General features: G+C 66.1%; 18 protein-coding genes. 9 read left to right on the top strand and 9 right to left on the bottom strand.

Annotation, left to right across the window (positions count from 1 at the left end):
• Positions 1–10 precede the first annotated feature (10 nt).
• Genes ACLMAL_RS26015 through ACLMAL_RS26000 form a run of 4 tightly spaced genes read right to left on the bottom strand, consistent with a single transcriptional unit; the run spans position 11 to position 4486 of the window.
• Positions 11–1072: an aminotransferase class I/II-fold pyridoxal phosphate-dependent enzyme gene (locus tag ACLMAL_RS26015; RefSeq protein ID WP_412001462.1), complete on the bottom strand. Its 1062-nt coding sequence runs from the start codon at positions 1070–1072 to the stop codon at positions 11–13.
• Positions 1069–2127 carry a 3-oxoacyl-ACP synthase III family protein gene (locus ACLMAL_RS26010; protein ID WP_412001461.1) on the bottom strand — a complete coding sequence of 353 codons (1059 nt, stop codon included), beginning with the start codon at positions 2125–2127 and terminating at the stop codon, positions 1069–1071. Before ACLMAL_RS26010 ends, ACLMAL_RS26015 begins: the two co-directional genes overlap by 4 nt.
• Positions 2128–2135: 8 nt before the next feature.
• A complete protein-coding gene (locus ACLMAL_RS26005; protein WP_328407341.1) occupies positions 2136–2798 on the bottom strand; it encodes an SRPBCC family protein in 663 nt (220 codons plus the stop codon).
• Complete coding sequence (locus ACLMAL_RS26000) at positions 2795–4486, bottom strand: thiamine pyrophosphate-binding protein (RefSeq protein ID WP_412001460.1); 1692 nt, start codon at positions 4484–4486, stop codon at positions 2795–2797. The genes ACLMAL_RS26005 and ACLMAL_RS26000 overlap by 4 nt, the downstream gene beginning before the upstream one ends.
• 198 nt (positions 4487–4684) lie before the next feature.
• Between ACLMAL_RS26000 and ACLMAL_RS25995 the strand changes: the two genes are divergently transcribed.
• From ACLMAL_RS25995 to ACLMAL_RS25985, 3 genes are all read left to right on the top strand, one after another.
• Positions 4685–5203, top strand: coding sequence for an EXLDI protein (locus ACLMAL_RS25995; protein WP_406234532.1), 519 nt, complete (start codon positions 4685–4687; stop codon positions 5201–5203).
• A 124-nt stretch (positions 5204–5327) separates the two neighbouring features.
• The gene (locus ACLMAL_RS25990) at positions 5328–6305 is read left to right on the top strand and encodes an ATP-binding cassette domain-containing protein (RefSeq protein ID WP_412001459.1); all 978 of its coding nucleotides are present in this window, start codon (positions 5328–5330) and stop codon (positions 6303–6305) included.
• Positions 6302–7072 (top strand): ABC transporter permease, encoded by a 771-nt coding sequence (locus ACLMAL_RS25985; protein WP_412001458.1) that lies wholly within the window; start codon positions 6302–6304, stop codon positions 7070–7072. The genes ACLMAL_RS25990 and ACLMAL_RS25985 overlap by 4 nt, the downstream gene beginning before the upstream one ends.
• Positions 7073–7139: 67 nt before the next feature.
• On the opposite strand, the gene ACLMAL_RS25980 is transcribed toward ACLMAL_RS25985, so the two are convergent.
• From ACLMAL_RS25980 to ACLMAL_RS25970, 3 genes are all read right to left on the bottom strand, one after another.
• Positions 7140–7856: an anti-sigma factor family protein gene (locus tag ACLMAL_RS25980; protein WP_412001457.1), complete on the bottom strand. Its 717-nt coding sequence runs from the start codon at positions 7854–7856 to the stop codon at positions 7140–7142.
• Entirely contained in the window at positions 7853–8362 is a 510-nt protein-coding gene (locus ACLMAL_RS25975; RefSeq protein WP_328407329.1) for a sigma-70 family RNA polymerase sigma factor, read from the bottom strand. The genes ACLMAL_RS25980 and ACLMAL_RS25975 overlap by 4 nt, the downstream gene beginning before the upstream one ends.
• Before the next feature lie 62 nt (positions 8363–8424).
• Positions 8425–9069 carry a YqgE/AlgH family protein gene (locus ACLMAL_RS25970; RefSeq protein ID WP_412001456.1) on the bottom strand — a complete coding sequence of 215 codons (645 nt, stop codon included), beginning with the start codon at positions 9067–9069 and terminating at the stop codon, positions 8425–8427.
• A 141-nt stretch (positions 9070–9210) separates the two neighbouring features.
• Between ACLMAL_RS25970 and ACLMAL_RS25965 the strand changes: the two genes are divergently transcribed.
• On the top strand, positions 9211–9972 hold the full coding sequence (locus ACLMAL_RS25965; RefSeq protein ID WP_412001455.1) for a lysophospholipid acyltransferase family protein: 762 nt from the start codon (positions 9211–9213) through the stop codon (positions 9970–9972).
• On the opposite strand, the gene ACLMAL_RS25960 is transcribed toward ACLMAL_RS25965, so the two are convergent.
• Positions 9966–10277: a GNAT family N-acetyltransferase gene (locus ACLMAL_RS25960; protein ID WP_412001454.1), complete on the bottom strand. Its 312-nt coding sequence runs from the start codon at positions 10275–10277 to the stop codon at positions 9966–9968. The two genes, ACLMAL_RS25965 and ACLMAL_RS25960, sit on opposite strands and share 7 nt — an antisense overlap.
• Before the next feature lie 158 nt (positions 10278–10435).
• Here ACLMAL_RS25960 and ACLMAL_RS25955 point away from each other — a divergent pair, with 158 nt between their 5' ends.
• Positions 10436–12025: an alpha/beta hydrolase gene (locus tag ACLMAL_RS25955; RefSeq protein WP_412001453.1), complete on the top strand. Its 1590-nt coding sequence runs from the start codon at positions 10436–10438 to the stop codon at positions 12023–12025.
• Between the two features lie 37 nt (positions 12026–12062).
• The gene (locus ACLMAL_RS25950; protein ID WP_412001452.1) at positions 12063–13184 is read left to right on the top strand and encodes a glycerate kinase; all 1122 of its coding nucleotides are present in this window, start codon (positions 12063–12065) and stop codon (positions 13182–13184) included.
• Here the strand turns inward: ACLMAL_RS25950 and ACLMAL_RS25945 are convergent.
• Complete coding sequence (locus ACLMAL_RS25945) at positions 13066–13392, bottom strand: SRPBCC domain-containing protein (protein WP_412001451.1); 327 nt, start codon at positions 13390–13392, stop codon at positions 13066–13068. The two genes, ACLMAL_RS25950 and ACLMAL_RS25945, sit on opposite strands and share 119 nt — an antisense overlap.
• Positions 13393–13493: 101 nt before the next feature.
• Between ACLMAL_RS25945 and ACLMAL_RS25940 the strand changes: the two genes are divergently transcribed.
• Genes ACLMAL_RS25940 through ACLMAL_RS25930 form a run of 3 tightly spaced genes read left to right on the top strand, consistent with a single transcriptional unit; the run spans position 13494 to position 15500 of the window.
• The gene (locus ACLMAL_RS25940; protein ID WP_412001450.1) at positions 13494–14423 is read left to right on the top strand and encodes an ABC transporter ATP-binding protein; all 930 of its coding nucleotides are present in this window, start codon (positions 13494–13496) and stop codon (positions 14421–14423) included.
• Entirely contained in the window at positions 14420–15271 is an 852-nt protein-coding gene (locus ACLMAL_RS25935; protein WP_412001449.1) for an ABC transporter permease, read from the top strand. Before ACLMAL_RS25940 ends, ACLMAL_RS25935 begins: the two co-directional genes overlap by 4 nt.
• On the top strand, positions 15261–15500 hold the full coding sequence (locus ACLMAL_RS25930) for a helix-turn-helix transcriptional regulator (RefSeq protein ID WP_328407314.1): 240 nt from the start codon (positions 15261–15263) through the stop codon (positions 15498–15500). The genes ACLMAL_RS25935 and ACLMAL_RS25930 overlap by 11 nt, the downstream gene beginning before the upstream one ends.
• Positions 15501–15523: the final 23 nt, after the last annotated feature.

The following is a 15523-nucleotide window of genomic DNA, read 5'->3' as shown; positions in this document are numbered from 1 at the left end:
CCGGTCTCTATTACGAAGCCTCCGGTATCGGATTGCAGGCACCGCGTGGCCGGAGAGCTTGCAAGACGGCGTTGTCTGCTTCGGGATCCCCGACCGCGATGCGGGCGCTCCCGTCGGGATAGGACTTCGCGGCGATGCCGCCCCGGCGCAACGCCGTCGCGACACCGGGACCGGGTAGATACAGAAAATTGGCGTGGCTGTGTGGCACCGCGACACCGCGCAGGCACAACGCGTTCCGCAGTGCCTCCCGCCGGGCCGTGATGCGCACGATGCGCGCGGCGAGTTCGGGTTCGGCGGCATAGGACGCGGCTACCGCGGCCACCGCCGCCGAGCTCATCCCGAACGGCAGCTGCAGCCTGCGCACTCGGCTGATCAGCTCCCGGCTCCCGAAGACGTATCCGATGCGCAGCCCCGCCAGCCCGTACGCCTTCGAGAAGGTGCGAAGCACCAGCAGATTCGGGTGCCGGCGCAGCAGCGCGACGGTGTCGATCCGATCGGCGTGGCCCAAGAATTCGGCATACGCTTCGTCGAGGATTACCGGCACCCGCTGCGGTACGGCGCGCAGGAAGGTCTGCAACAGTCTGCTCGCAATCACGGTACCGGTCGGATTGTGCGGCCGACACACCACCACCAGCCCGGTCCGTTTGTCGACGGCCCGTGCGATGGCGGGCAGATCCTGGTTGCCACCCGCGTCCAGCGGCACCGGGACGACGTCGAGCGCGGCCATCTCGGCCATGATCGGATAACCGTCGAAGGTCGGCGATCCGTAGACGATCCCGGCGCCCGGCGTGGTCAGCGCCTGGATGATCTGCATGGCCACCCCCGTCGCACCCGAACCGACGACGACCTGGTCGGAGTGCACACCGACGTGGTCGGCGATCAGTTTCGGCAACCGGAGCGGCAAGAACTCCGGATACCGATTGGCGTGCGCGAGTACGCCGTTCACCGCCGACAACACCGAAGGCAGTGGCGGGAAAGGATTCTCGCTCAAGCTCAGATCGAATCGAGGCAGCGCCCGCTCCTGGTGGTGTTGTCGCGACGGCAGCGTGCCGTCGGCCAGTTCCACGGTCATTGCGCCGCGCCCCAGCGCACCGCTGCCGCACCCGCGAAGTCGCCCGCGTGCGCGAACGCCGACATCAGTACCACCGACCCGTTGCGCAGTCTGCCCGCCCGGTTCTCCGCATCGAGGGTGACCGGAATGCCCGCGGCAAACAGGTTTCCGCACTGATCGAAGGTGTCGGGGTGGCGTTCGGCGGGCAGTTCGAGCGCGTCGTGCCAGTTGCGCAGGAACAGCCGGTTCGGTTGATTGGTGACGAAGGTGTCGATATCGCGCCCCTTCACACCGATCCGATCGCACACCTCGAGTGCCACCTCGGGCACCAGGCGGTTGCCGCGTGCGAACACCTTGGTGATCTTCGATTCGGTGAAGCTCACGCAGCCCTGGCCTTCACCCGGCTCCCAGTACTTGCGATCGCCATTGGTGGAGAACGACATATCCCCGGCGAACTCGGGATAGGTGCGGCATTCGATATCGAGGATCGGCGCGCTGTCGTCCTTCACCAGCAGCCCGACGCCGCATCCGTCGCCGGGCACCGGAGCCTGCGCGAGCTTGCGGATATCGGGCTGGGTGAACACCGGGCCGGCGCAGTTCTGCGTGGCCGCGATAAGGGCGGTGCGAGCGTTGGTGGTTTGCAGGATCATTCGCGCCATCGCCATCATGTGCACAAATGCCGCGCAGCCGCCGTTGTGCACGTCGTAGACGAATCCGGGCCGCGCGCCGAGCCTGCGCGCCACTTCCGGCCCGCACCCCATGACCGGGTTGTCCGGCAGCTGAGTGTGCGTGATCAGCACGTCGATATTCGAAAGCAGTTGTGCGCCATGGCGTTCGATCAGCGGCGCGACGGCGCGCTCGACCATGTCCACCGCGGTCTCGTCCCGGTCCACATGATGGCGTGCCTTGGGCGAACGGAACATGACATTCTTCGCCATCCGGTCCGAGCGGCTGAACTGGGTGAAGTATTCGGTGCCGACGGGATCGCCGGGCAGATAGCTGGCCACATCGACCAGACTGACCGTCGGCAGTCGGGGGGCGTCAGGGTTTAGTTCGTTGGTGCTCGCGTTTGCCATCGACATGCTCACTTCATCCAGTCGGGCTTGATCGGCAGGCCGTTGGCCGCGCGATATTCACAGATCGCCTTGAGGTTGTCCATTTCCAGCTGATGCCCCGCGGAGAACATCTCCCAGAAATCGCCGACCCACACCGGGCGCTTGGCAGGCGCGGTTTCGGGATAGGGATTTTCGTCGTAAAAGGGGTGCTTGCAGTTGACCCACAGGACAACCGAACCCGGCTTGTTGAACACCACCTGCGCGTCGATCACCCGGAGCAGATAGACCATCCACAGGTGCCGGCCCTGGTCCCAGGCACAGTGGTAGTCGACGGTCATGCCGTCCTGATGCGCAACGGTGCGGGTGAAGATCTTGGTGGCGTCCCCGAGGCGGTCGTAGGCCAGCCACAGGCCCGGTTCCTCGGTCTCGACGAACCCGCGCAGGCTGTAGGTCCACTCTTCCAATGACCTGGTGTCGGCGAGGTACTCGAACACCTCCTGCGGCGGCGCCGCGATATACGCCTGCACCGGGCAGTACTCACCGAAGATCTGATCGTGCGGATAGACCGACCGCAGCATATCCATGATGATCGGCGTGGTCGCGTCCTTGTCGGAGTTCTCGATTCGCAGCACGCCGGGGATGACTTCCTCCGGGATATCGCTGAGTGCAGGCAGGGCTCGGGTGGTGGTCAAGGTGTGCTCCTAGAGGCTTCCAAGGTGGACAAGAATGGAATAAAGGGCGGAACTTCGTCGGGGTCGCAGTCGATCGAAATGAACGACGGCCCTTCGGTTTCGGTGCACGGTCCCAGTGCGGCGGCCAGTTCTTGCGGTGTCCGCACCGAGTAGGCGGGCAGGTCGGGGAACATGGCGGCGATGCCTGCTCCGATATGGGTCGGCTGGAATCGGTTGAAGCTGTATCGATCCCGGTAGTAGAGCTGCTCCCGGGTGACGCACATGGCGTGTGCGTTGTTATTGAGGACGATGAAGGTGACCGGCAGTGCGTGCTCGACCGCGGTGTGCAGTTCCATGCCGTGCATGAAGAACGCGCCATCACCTGCGATGACGACCGTTCGCCTCGGTCCGCCCGGTCCGCGATGGCGGGCGAAGGCCGAGCCGATGCCCGCGCCGAAGGCATAACCCATGCCGCCCATGCCGAGGGCGACGACGAACCGGCCGCCGCGCGGCACCCGCAGGTGGTGCACTACCGCGGCACCGGTGTTGCCTGCGTCGGCGAAGACATCGGTGCCTTCCGGCAATGCCGCATCGATCGTCTCGACGAGCTCCCGGTAGCGCAGTCCTGGTCCGCTCGCCTGGGGAACCTGCAGTGGTGTCGGCGGGTTCGTGGCGGTGCGTGCCCCGTCGGCGGTCGCCGCGACGGCAGCGAACACGTCGGCGAGTTCCGCCAGCGTGCTGGCCAGGTTGGTGCTGGTGGCATGGATCGCGGGCAAGTGTGGCGCGCTGACGCCGATGCTCGCCACGGGGCAGTCTCGGAGCAGCTCGTCCAATCCGGTGCGCGTGGTGATCGGCATCGGAGTGCCGATCAGCAGGCACAGCGCCGCCGAGCGGATCGCCGCGGTGAGTTCCGGATGTCCCATGCTGCCGGCGACACCGCAGTACCCGGAATCGGTGTTGTCGTAGACGTCCTTGGCATCCGGTGCGACGCCGACGGCCGCATCCAATGTGGTTGCCAGCCAGGCCAGTTCGCCGCGGGCATCGTCGCGCGCCACCTGATCGCCCGCGATGATCACGATCTTCCCGGTCCGCCGCGCGGTGGTGAGCGCGCTGCGCACCTCGGCGATGCCGTGCTCGTCGTCGCGTAGTCCTTCTGGTTCCCACCGGAACGGCGGGATGCCGTCCATGCTCGACTGCTGCACGTCTTTGGGCAGCAGGAGGACGGCAGGCCCGCCGCGCCGGGCGGCGCCGACCGCTCTTGCGAGCTGCTCGGGTAGGTCGGCGCCGGCCTGCACGCGTGCGCAGTACTGGCTGATCTCGCTGAACATCCGGACCGCATCGATGGTGCCCGCATGCCCGCTGGTGTCCTGGAATGCGCCGTGCCCTTCCAGCCCGGTCGGCGGCTGGCCGACCAGCGCCAGTACCGGCACCCGCGAAGCGAACGATTCGGCAAGCCCCGCAACGAGATTCATCGCGCCACCACCGGACGTCGCGCAGACGACGCCGAGCCCGCTGGTCGAACGGGCGTAGCCGTCGGCCATCGTCGCCGCGGAGAATTCGTGCTTGGCGACCACACCGGTGACGTCGTAGGGCGCATCGAAGATGGCGTCGTACAGGTCTTCGATGTTCGCGCCGTCGACTCCGAAGATGTGCCGTACTCCTAGGGCCGAAACCGCTTGCACCAGATAATCCACTACCCTGCCGGGCATTCGACACTCCTTCTCGCGGCGACCGGGAATGTGCAGCGCACACGGGCGATCACACATCGCGTACACCTGGAATACGAGCCGGGTCGTCCCGCGGTTCAACGCATCGCGCAAGATGTAGATCGGCGTGGTCGCACGGGGGGAATCGCGGGAGGACACGCGGGTATTGCGTGTACGTATACATCTACGTATAGTCGAGTCATGCCCAACAAGACGATCTATGTTTCCGATGACGATCTGGCGCTCTTTCAGCGAGCGCAGGAGCTGGTCGGGGGCAATCTTTCGGGGGCGGTGACCACGGCACTGCGCCGGTTCATCGAGCTGGAAGAGGGCAGGCTGGAGGGCTACGACGAGGTAGTGCTCCGGGTCGGCCACAACGGCGTGCGTCAGGTCCGATTCTCCGGCGCGCTGTTGGGCGAATGGCGCGATGTCAACGAGCAGCGCATCGAGCACGTCCAGGTCTATCGCAGCAGAAAGGGCAAGTTCGTCATGCATGCCCAGTATTCGAACTGGGACGAGTATCCGGAGAGCAGCAAGAACTGGCTCAAGGATCTGACGAACTGGCGCCGCATGCTCGGCGTCGGCGATCAGGATTGGGGCGATTTCATCCTGGAGATCGTCGACACACTCGGCGAGCTGAAGGGGAAGATCCCGGACAAGCTGTATGAGCGGGTGGCGGGCATCGCGGATCGTCCACCAGTCGAGGAGCTCGATATCTAGCCGAATCTCCCTCGGGGACAACGAAATACATCGATAGGCGTTTCGCCGCACCGGATCCCCGGGAGCGGTGCGGGTGAATCATGCTCACATACGCATTGATTCATGAATTCAGAAAGGTAAGGCCATGACGAATGGTCACCGCGCCCTCGCCATTTCGGCGCTGGGTCTGCGTAAATCGTTCGGCGAGCACGTGGTGCTCGACGGGATCGACATCACGGTCCCGCAGGGGACGGTCTACTCGATGCTCGGTCCCAATGGGGCGGGCAAGACCACCACGGTGCAGATCCTGACCACGCTCATTCGCGCCGACGCCGGTGAGATCCGGGTCGACGGCCACGATCTGACGGCTGAAATCGACGCGGTCCGCGGCGTGATCGGTGTCACCGGGCAATTCTCGGCGGTCGACGAACTGTTGACCGGCCGGGAGAACCTGATCCTGATGGGCGATCTGCACCATCTGCCGCGTCGGGACAGCAAGCGCCTTGCCTCGGACCTGCTCGAGCGCTTCGACCTCGTCGAGGCCGCGGACAAGACCGCGGCCACCTACTCCGGCGGCATGACCAGGCGACTCGACCTGGCGATGACCCTGGTCGGCGACCCGCGCATCATCTTCCTCGACGAGCCGACCACCGGCCTCGACCCGCGCAGCAGGCGGGCGATGTGGGACATCATCCGCAGCCTGGTCAACGACTACAACGTCACCGTCTTCCTCACCACCCAGTACCTGGATGAAGCCGATCAGCTCGCCGACCGGATCGCGGTCCTCGACCACGGCAAGATCGTTGCCGAAGGCACTGCGGCGGAACTGAAACGACTGGTCCCCGGCGGTCACATCCGACTGGAGTTCGCCGACCGGTCCGGACGCGACACCGCCGCTCGCGTACTCGGTCCCACCGCGCGTGTTGTCGAGGGTGCCGGGGACGACGACCTCGCGCTGGTGGTTGCCAGCGACGGCGGCGTCAAGTCGCTGCGCGCTGTGCTCGACCGGCTCGACCTCGAACAGATCGACGTCGAGGGCCTTTCGGTGCACACCCCGAACCTCGATGACGTTTTCCTCACCCTCACCGGCCGGCCCACCGCGGAAAAGGAGACTGCGCGATGACCACAATGTCGCTTGCGCTGACGGACTCGGCAACGATGTTGCGGCGCAACCTACTTCATGCCAGGCGCTACCCGAGCTTGACATTCGGCGTCATCATCATGCCGATTGTCCTGTTGTCGGTCTTCAATTTCGTGTTCGGTGGCGCACTGGAGAAGTCCTCCGGCGGCAACTACATCGACTACCTTGCCCCGGGCATGCTGTTGATGATTCCGGCGTATATAACGGCATCGGTGGCGGTGTCCATCGCTACCGACACCACCAAGGGCATCGTCAACAGGTTCCGCGTCATGGCGATCGCACCGTCTTCGTTCCTGACCGGGCATGTGATCGGCGCATTGATCCAGGCCATGCTCGGTGTCGTGGCCATGGTCGGGTTCGCAGTGCTCATCGGGTTCCGGCCGTCGGCGAATGCCGTCGAATGGATCGCTGCGTTCGTGCTGCTCGCCCTCTTGACCTTCGCGCTGATCTGGCTCTCGGTGGGGATGGGCCTGGTCGCGTCGAGTCCGGAGAGCGCGAGCAATATGCCCTTCCCGCTGATCATGCTGCCGTTCCTCGGCAGCGGCCTGGTCGCCACCGACACCATGCCGGTCGGCATGCGCCAGTTCGCCGAGTATCAGCCGTTCACGCCGATCACCGAGACCGTGCGCGGCCTGCTCATGGGCACCGAGATAGGGAACAACGGCATTATTTCGGTCGCCTGGTGCATCGGTCTCGCGCTGGTCGGCTACCTCTGGTCGTCCTCGGTCTTCCGCAAGCAGACCCGCTGAATTCGACTGTGTCACTTCCGAGACAACAGTTCCGATCCCCCGCCGGCTGCGGGGGATCGGTGCGTTGTCAGACCGTTCCGACGAGTACCCGCTCGCCGGTGGCGACGGACCTGATCTCCACGCTGCGGATCTGGTCGGGTGCGCTGTCGACGGTCCTGTCGATGGTCAGCTGGGTGCCGGGTCCGGCAGGCCACTGATCGAGCTCGGTCTGTTTACCGTCGGCGCCGAAGACGAACAAGGCGAACTTCCAGTTGTACTTCTGGTCGCTCGCGCCGTAGCTGCACGTCATGATGATGCGGGTCTTGCCTTCGGCCGCAACGAGTTTGAAGCTTGCCGAGATCGGCGTCGGCTGCAACGGTTGCATGCTGCGCTCCGCGAATACCTGTTCGGTGGTCGTCGGGTTGTTGTCCGAAGAGGCGACGGTGTAGACCACCGGGACCGCGATGGCCACTGCCGCGGCGGCCGCGGCCACCGCAGCGCCGATGGAGACCCACCTGCCGCGGCTGCGACGCCGTTTTGCCGCGTCCGCGAGCCGGGGCAGCAACTCGGGCACCGGCGGATTCGACTGCGGCGCAGCGGTCTCCGGTCCGGCGATCATTGCGAGCGCGGTCTCGGTGTCGACGAGGGCGAGCATTCCCGGTACACCGGCAAGGTCGGCTACGGAGGCTTGGCAGGCCGGGCAGCGGGCGAGATGCTCCTCGTATTCCCTGCGTTCGGTCCGGGTCAGGGAGCCGAGTACATATGGCGCATCCCACGTGGTGTAGTCATGTGCGGTATCCGTCATTGGTTCGTCACCCCCATCTCCTGTAGTGCCAGCCGTAGTGCCCGCATGCCGTAATGCATCCGGGACTTCACCGTTCCAGCGGGAATGTCGAGTTCCGCCGCGATCTGGTGGGTGGACAGCCCTCGATAGTAGGCACGCACGATCACCTCGCGATGATCGGCGCTGAGCCTGGCCAACGCGTCCGCGACCAGCCACCCGTCCAAGGCCCGATCGGACTGGTCCGGCGCGGCCTGCTCCGGCGGGCTGTCGGTGCGGAACTCGCGGCGATTGCGAGCGCTGCGGTGTTCATCCACGGCGAGATTCCTGGCCACGGTGAACAGCCACGCGCGTGCCGACATTGTCGACTGATCCAGCACGTTCGGTCGTTGCCATGCCCGCAACAACGTTTCCTGCACGATGTCCTCGGCCCGGCCTGGGTCTCGAACCAGACCGAGCGTGTATCTCCATAGTGCCGACGCGTGCTCCTGATAAAGCACCCGCAGCAGTTCGGCCTGGTCGTCGGGCATTTGTCACCTCCCGCTCAACCCACGACACAGGCCGGGTTTTTGGTTCAATGCGAGGGCACATATCAATTGCGCTCTAGTTCGATCGGGTGCGTGGCCAGCAGCGAAAGGGGCAACGGCTGGCGGCGCAGCACGTGGGCCCACAGGTCGGGGCGGCCGGTGCTGATCGGGTCCGAGGGCAGTGCCGAAAGCACGATCCAGTCCTCGTTCTGCAGTTCGCCCTCCAGTTGCCCGAAGGTCCAGCCCGCGTAGCCTGCGAAAATTCGGAGGCCCTCGATCAGCGGGCCGATCTGCTCGGGGTCCGCGTCGAGATCGACGAGCACCACCCGACCGTCGATCCGGCGCAGCCCACGTACCCCGTCGATCGAGGCGCCCACTCGGACCGTGCCGAGGCACAGCGCCGCGTCCCGCTTGACCGGGCCGCCGATGAACAGGGTGCGCGGCGCCGCCGCGGCGTCGGTCCATTTGGGGAGCACGTCGTGCACCGCGGTGTCGCTCGGGCGGTTGAGCACGACGCCCAAGCTGCCCGCCTCGTTGTGTTCGATGATGTAGACGACAGTGCGCCGGAAGGTCGGTTCGACGAGCTCGGTGGCCGAGACCAGCAGAGTGCCCGCACGAACGACCTGCTCGCCGTGCCGGGCGTCGCGCCGCTTTCGGTCGCCGTGCCCGCCGCGAGTCTGCCTCTCATCCGGGTCATCTGCGCGTGCCACCCAGCCATCATCGCACTGGCGCGGACCATTCGTCGGTCAAGCGGGGTGCCCGATTCGGGGAACACCCGGGCGCCTTGCCTTCGCTCGGCCCGACGCAACTGTCAACGGACTCCGTCCAGCAGTGGCATTAGAGTCGGCGACATGGATAGACCCGAGGTTCTCCTCGACAATGCGGATGCTGTGTACGACTTCTATCGCGATCACCGACAGAACCGCCTCAAAGCATGGGGCGCCTACGCACTACTCGGACGTCGATACCATCCCCGGGTCGCCTACGCCGATGGTGCGCGTGAGCTGCTGCACGACCTGATCGCCCAGGGGCGACCGTTGCTCGTCGCGATCAACCATCTCTCGGAATCCGATCCATATACCGTCGCCGCCGGAGCATGGCGCAGCGAACTGCGCCGGGTGATCGGTCGGGTCCGGGTATTGGCCAAGGACGAGCTCTTCCTCGATCCCGACCAGCGCCGCAAGGTCGACATGATGGGCGGTATCCCGGTGTTCCGCGGCAAGGACCACGGCCTGCGGGCGGTGAACGCGGCAGGTCAGCGCATGATAGATATCTGCGCCGAGCGGATGGCGGCCGGTGACGGCATCGCCGTCTTTCCCGAGGGCACCTGCAATGAGGTCGACCAGACCCAGGTGCAGGCCGTCGGCAGCGGGATCGGGCACATCGCCTTCCGCGCAATGAAGCTCGGGGCCGAGCCCGCACTGGTCAGTATGGGTCTGAGCTACGGAACGCGACCGGATCCCACCATTGCGGTCACCAAGGAGGAGGCCAAGTCGGCCAGCGTCTACTTCGGGGTGCCGATCACCGAGCTGCCCGCCCGTCCCGCGGAGATCGCCCGGCTGGCGCACATAGATCTACAGCGGGCGCTCGACGGCGCCGTTGCCGCCTACTGAGGCAATCCGAGTCGCTCACGCGCCCAGTGCGGCACCATCACCAGAAACTCGGGCCGGGTTTCGATGAAGTGATGCACCATCGGGCACATCGGCAAGGTGCCGAAGCCCTCTTCATGGGTGTTGCGCAGCGCGGCCTCGACCAGCACGCGGCCGTAGCCCTGGCCCTCGTGCCGCGGATAGATCTCGGTGTGCACGAACGCACGTTCGGAAGCGGTGTCCTGGTATTCGGCGTAACCGGCGATGGCGCCGTCGACATAAATCTCGTAGCGCTCCAGTGCCGTGTTGTTACGGACCTCAGTCGACATGGCTCGACGCTACTCTGATGTGTGCGAATCACCATGTTTCGCACCACTCGCGTGGTGAAATCTCGCCCTCGACTTGTCTGCCGGGCCCGGACTGGCAGAATGCTCTTGGTCGCACCGGACGCTCCGCCAGGAGCGGCGGCTCGGCGGAGGTACGAAAGATGATGAGGACACTGCGTATTTCGCGAGTGGCGGCCGCACTGGTCGCGGCGAGCCTGCTCGGCGGATCGATCGCGACGGGACTTGCCGACGCCGCGCCCGCCGCAGCCTTCGGGGCCTGCCCGGATGGGTCGGTCATGCCGGAGCGCGGTGTGCAATGTGCCGTCGTCTCGGTGCCGATGAACTACACGGACCCGGACGGGCCGCAGATCGAACTGACCGTCAGCCGGATCGCGGCGACACAGCAGCGCCACGGCGTCATCATGGCCAACCCCGGTGGGCCCGGCGCGGACACGCTCGACTACTGGGCGCGGCGGCTCGATACGATGCCCGCCGAGCTCAACGCCCACTACGACCGCGTCGCCGTGCAGCCGCGCGGCCTGCGCTGGGCCACCCCGCTTCGCTGCCCCGCCGACTCGAATGCCGCTGAGGGCGAGCAGGTTTCGCTCGGCGGCGGGAGTCGCGACGCCATCAAGAAAGCCTGCGACGCCGCACTGCCCGGCTACCTGGACACCATCACCACCGAGAGCACGGCCCGCGACCTGGACGCGGTGCGCGCGGCGCTCGGAGTGGAACGAATCAGCTACCTCGGCATTTCCTACGGCACCTATCTCGGCGCGGTCTACGCCTCGCTGTTTCCCGCGCACGTCGATCGGATGGTGTTGGACTCCAACGTCAATCCCGACTGGGTGTGGACCGAGGAATTCGCCCAGCAACAGGTTGCCGGCAAGCAGCGCCTCGACGACCTGTTCGCCTGGATTGCCGAGCACAACGACCGGTACCGCCTCGGCGACACCGCATTCCAGGTCTATCAGAACTGGGTGCGACTGGTCGCCGACCAGGGCGGTGGCTGGTACGCCAACCTGACCCCGCCGCCCGCGAGCGTCTCCGATCTGCCGGGCACGCTGCCGGAGCCGATTGCCGAGATCGCCCGCGACGGCTTCAACGGCAGCATGGAACAGGCGGGCAAGGTGCAGAATCTGTTGCGCACCTTGATTTCCGGCGGCGCTTCCGCGCAGGTGCCGCTGGTCGGCGCGACCGCGGTCGCCACCTACACCCGCACCTTCTGGCCCGTCTTTGCGAAGGCGATGGCCGACGCGAACGCCGATCCGGCCAACGTGGCGCAGTTGCGCGCGATCGAGGGCGCGACCAGCACCGATCCCACCGGCCGCTTCGTCTTCGCCGCCATTACCTGCAACGAGAACGCCGTGCCCGGCAGGCCCGAACTGCTCGGCGCCGCAGTCGGCACCATCGCCTCCGGCGGCAATGCCATGGATGCCCGCGCCGATATGGTCCGTTCCGGAATGACCTGCGGATCCTGGCGACCGGTGACCAAACCGGTGCCGATCGCGGGCCGGGACCTCAGCACCCCGCCGCTGCTGGTGCAGAGCAGGCACGACGCATTGACGAAATATGAGGGCGGACCGGCGATGGCCCGTGCACTCAACGGATCGCTGATCACCGTCGAAGGCGGCGATCACGGCACCTTCGGGCGCGGTAACTCCGTTCTCGACGAGGCCGTCATGACCTACTTGCGCACCGGCCAGGTCACCATCAGCAACGCCGATCAGGCCCCGCTGCCGACCAGTTGACGTGCGAGCGCCCGGTGCGCGCGGCGATAATGTGGAGATGACCCCCGCGCCCCGAGTGCTGATCGCCCCGGACAAGTTCAAGGGATCGCTGACCGCACCCGAGGTGGCGGCGGCGCTGGCCGCGGGCATCACCCGCGCCGCGCCGGAGGCGCAGATCCAACAGGTCCCGGTCGCCGACGGCGGCGACGGCACCGTCGACGCCTTCGTCGCGGCGGGCTGGGAACGCATCGTGGTGCCCGCACCGGGCCCGACGGGGGAACCGTCGACCGCGCCCTACGCGGTGCGCGGTGCGACCGCGGTGATCGAATTGGCCGCAGCCGTCGGATTGGTGAAACTACCGGGCGGACAGCTCGATCCACTCGGTGCGAGCACCGACGGGCTCGGCATCGTCATCGCGCACGCGCTGGACCGAGGTGTCACGAATATCGTGCTCGGTCTCGGCGGCAGCGCGTCGACCGACGGCGGAGCAGGCATGCTGCGAGCGCTCGGGGCCAGGGTGATCGACCGTGACGGCCACGAATTACCCTCCGGCGGAGCCGCTTTGGCCCATGCGGCACGGCTGGACCGATCCGGATTGCATCCTCGCATCGCCGCCACCGAATTCACCGTGGCCTGCGATGTCGACAATCCGCTACTCGGCCCGACCGGCGCAGTCGCAGTGTATGCGCCGCAGAAGGGTGCAACAGTCGACGACCTTTTGATTCTCGAAGCGGCACTGGCCAATTGGGCGACCATCGTCGGCGCCGAGTTCGCCGACCACCCCGGCGCGGGCGCTGCGGGCGGAACCGGATTCGGCGCACTCGCCGTGCTCGGCGCTCAGGTCCGCAGCGGCATCGAGGTCATCCTCGAGCTGCTCGATTTCCCGAGCCGCCTCGACGGCGCGACCCTCGTCGTCACCGGTGAAGGCGCCCTCGATGCCCAGAGCCTGCACGGCAAGGCCCCGATCGGCGTCTGCGCGGCGGCGCGCAAAGCCGGTGTCCCCACGGTCGCCGCGGTCGGTCGCACGCTGCTGACCCCGACCGAGATCCGCGCGGGCGGCTTCACGGCCTGTTATTCCCTGGCCGACCTGGAACCGGACAGCGCGCGGTCGATGGCCGAGGCGGCACCGCTGCTGGAGCGAATCGGTGCCCAGATCGCCGTCGACCATCTGGAGAACTGATCAACGGGCTGCGCCATACCCAGGTGTAGGACAGCTTCCGGTCCGGATCTGATTCCAGGACAACCTGTTCGGGGTCTTTGCTGGTCCAGTCTTGCTGCTTCCAGGCCATCTCCGAGCCCGGTCGCCAATCGGTTTCGAAGCTCGCGCCCCAGTAGCGGTCGGTGAAGGTCGGGTCGGTCAAGGCCTGCCACAGCTTCTCGGTAGCCATTCGGTTGCATATCCAGCGGTGCTCGGCCCGCAAGAGCATTGTCGCGGCGCTATGTAGTAGGTATGCTACAAAGCATCTAGTTCTCATTATGGGGAGAAAGCATGACAGTGGGTGACGGCGTCGTGCTCGACGTCGAAAAACTGCGAATGCGGTATGGCACGAAAGATGTCCTGCACGAGGTGAGTTTCCGGGCGCAGCACGGCGAAGTTCTGGTGCTGCTCGGACCCAACGGCGCAGGTAAGACCACCACCATCGAAATACTGGAAGGCTTCCGTATGCGCTCGACAGGGCGCGTCGAGGTGCTCGGCGTAGACCCGGTGCGCGGCAATGAAGCTTGGCGAGCGCGCATCGGCGTGGTGCTGCAATCGTGGCGTGATCACGGGAAGTGGCGGGTCCGTGAACTGCTCGCACATCTGGGCTCCTACTACGCGCCCTACAGCACCGACCGCATCCGACGCCCTTGGGACGCAGACGAACTCGTCGCGGCGGTCGGGCTGATCGAAAAGGCGAACAGCAAAGTGATGACCCTGTCCGGCGGCCAACGACGCAGGCTGGACGTGGCGATCGGCATTGTCGGCCGCCCCGAGTTGCTTTTCCTGGACGAGCCGACCGCGGGATTCGATCCCGAGGCGCGGCGCGAGTTCCACGACCTGGTGCACCGCCTCGCCGACGATCACCAGACCACCATCCTGCTCACCACCCATGATCTGGACGAGGCCGAAAAACTCGCCGATCGAATCCTGATCCTCGCGGGCGGGCGCATCATCGCCGACGGCTCTGCTGACGAACTCTCGCGCCGCATCGCAGGCGAAGCCGAGATCCGCTGGACCAGGGACGGACAGCGTTTCGTCCACACCACCACCGAATCGACCAAGTTCGTCTACGAGCTGTTCAAGCAGCACGGCGAGGAGATCGATGAGCTGGAGGTCCGGCGAGCCTCACTCGAGGACACGTATATGACGTTGGTGCAGCAATTCGAATCCGGCCAGGCCGGGGATGAGGTCCACCAGTTGGCAGAGGTGACGCGATGAATCCGATGAACACCGCGGTCCGCGCGGGAGTGGCGCGCGGCCTTACCGAACTGCGCCAGGCGCTCACCAGCGGTCCGGACCTGTTCAGCCTGCTGTTCTGGCCAGTGGTGATGATCGTTGTGCTGTTCTTCATGCGTAATGGAACCCTGGAGGCAAGCGGGGTTACGCTGGGCGCTTTCGCGCTGCCGAGCATCCTCGGCATGCTGGTCGCGGTGAACGGGATCTTCGGCATGGCACAGCTGCTCGCGCTGGAACGTGAAGACGGAACTCTGCTGCGCGCCAAGGCAATCCCGAACGGCATGGTCGGCTATCTCATCGGCAAGATCGTCACGGTGACCGGCTGGGTGCTCATCCCGTTCCTCATCGTGCTGATCCCGGGGCTGTTCCTGGCCGACGGACTGGCGATGAACACCGCCGGCGCCTGGCTGACCCTGGCCTGGGTGCTCGCACTCGGGATGCTCGCGACACTGCCACTGGGCGCCATCATCGGATCGGCATTCAACAGCCCCCGCGCCATCGGCTTCGTCTCGATGCCGATCATGGGGCTGACCGCGATTTCCGGCATCTTCTACCCCATCACCTCGATGCCCGGCTGGGTGCAAGGCATCGCGCAGTTCTTCCCGGTCTATTGGCTCGGCTTGGGCATGCGCTCGGCCATGCTCCCCGCCGACGCGGTCGCCATCGAACTCCAGCAATCCTGGCGTCACCTGGAAACCATTGGCATGCTGGTGATTTGGGCGATCTTCGGCTTGGCCGTCGCGCCGATCGTCTTGCGGCGGATGGCCCGCGGCGAGTCCGGTTCCAGGGTCGCCGCCCGCCGGGAGAAGGCTATGGCGCGTGCCTACTGAAGTCATCTACAACCGGATCGCCATGTTGCGCGCCGAGCGCGGCATCTCCCGCAGGGAGCTTGCCGAGGCGCTCGGCGTGCACTACCAGACGATCGGTTATCTCGAGCGCGGCGAATACAGCCCGAGCCTGCATCTGGCGCTGCGCATCGCCGCGTACTTCGAAGTGGCGGTGGAGGTCGTCTTCTCCACCGCCCCCTTCCCGCGCCTCGGCTCTGCGGCCTCCGCCTGAGCCGAGCCCGCACCGGTCCTGCC

It is taken from the genome of Nocardia sp. CWNU-33, from assembly GCF_046764895.1.
Taxonomy (GTDB): domain Bacteria; phylum Actinomycetota; class Actinomycetes; order Mycobacteriales; family Mycobacteriaceae; genus Nocardia.
The sequence above is the reverse complement of the archived record's forward strand: the minus strand, read 5'-3'. Positions and strand labels throughout refer to the sequence as shown.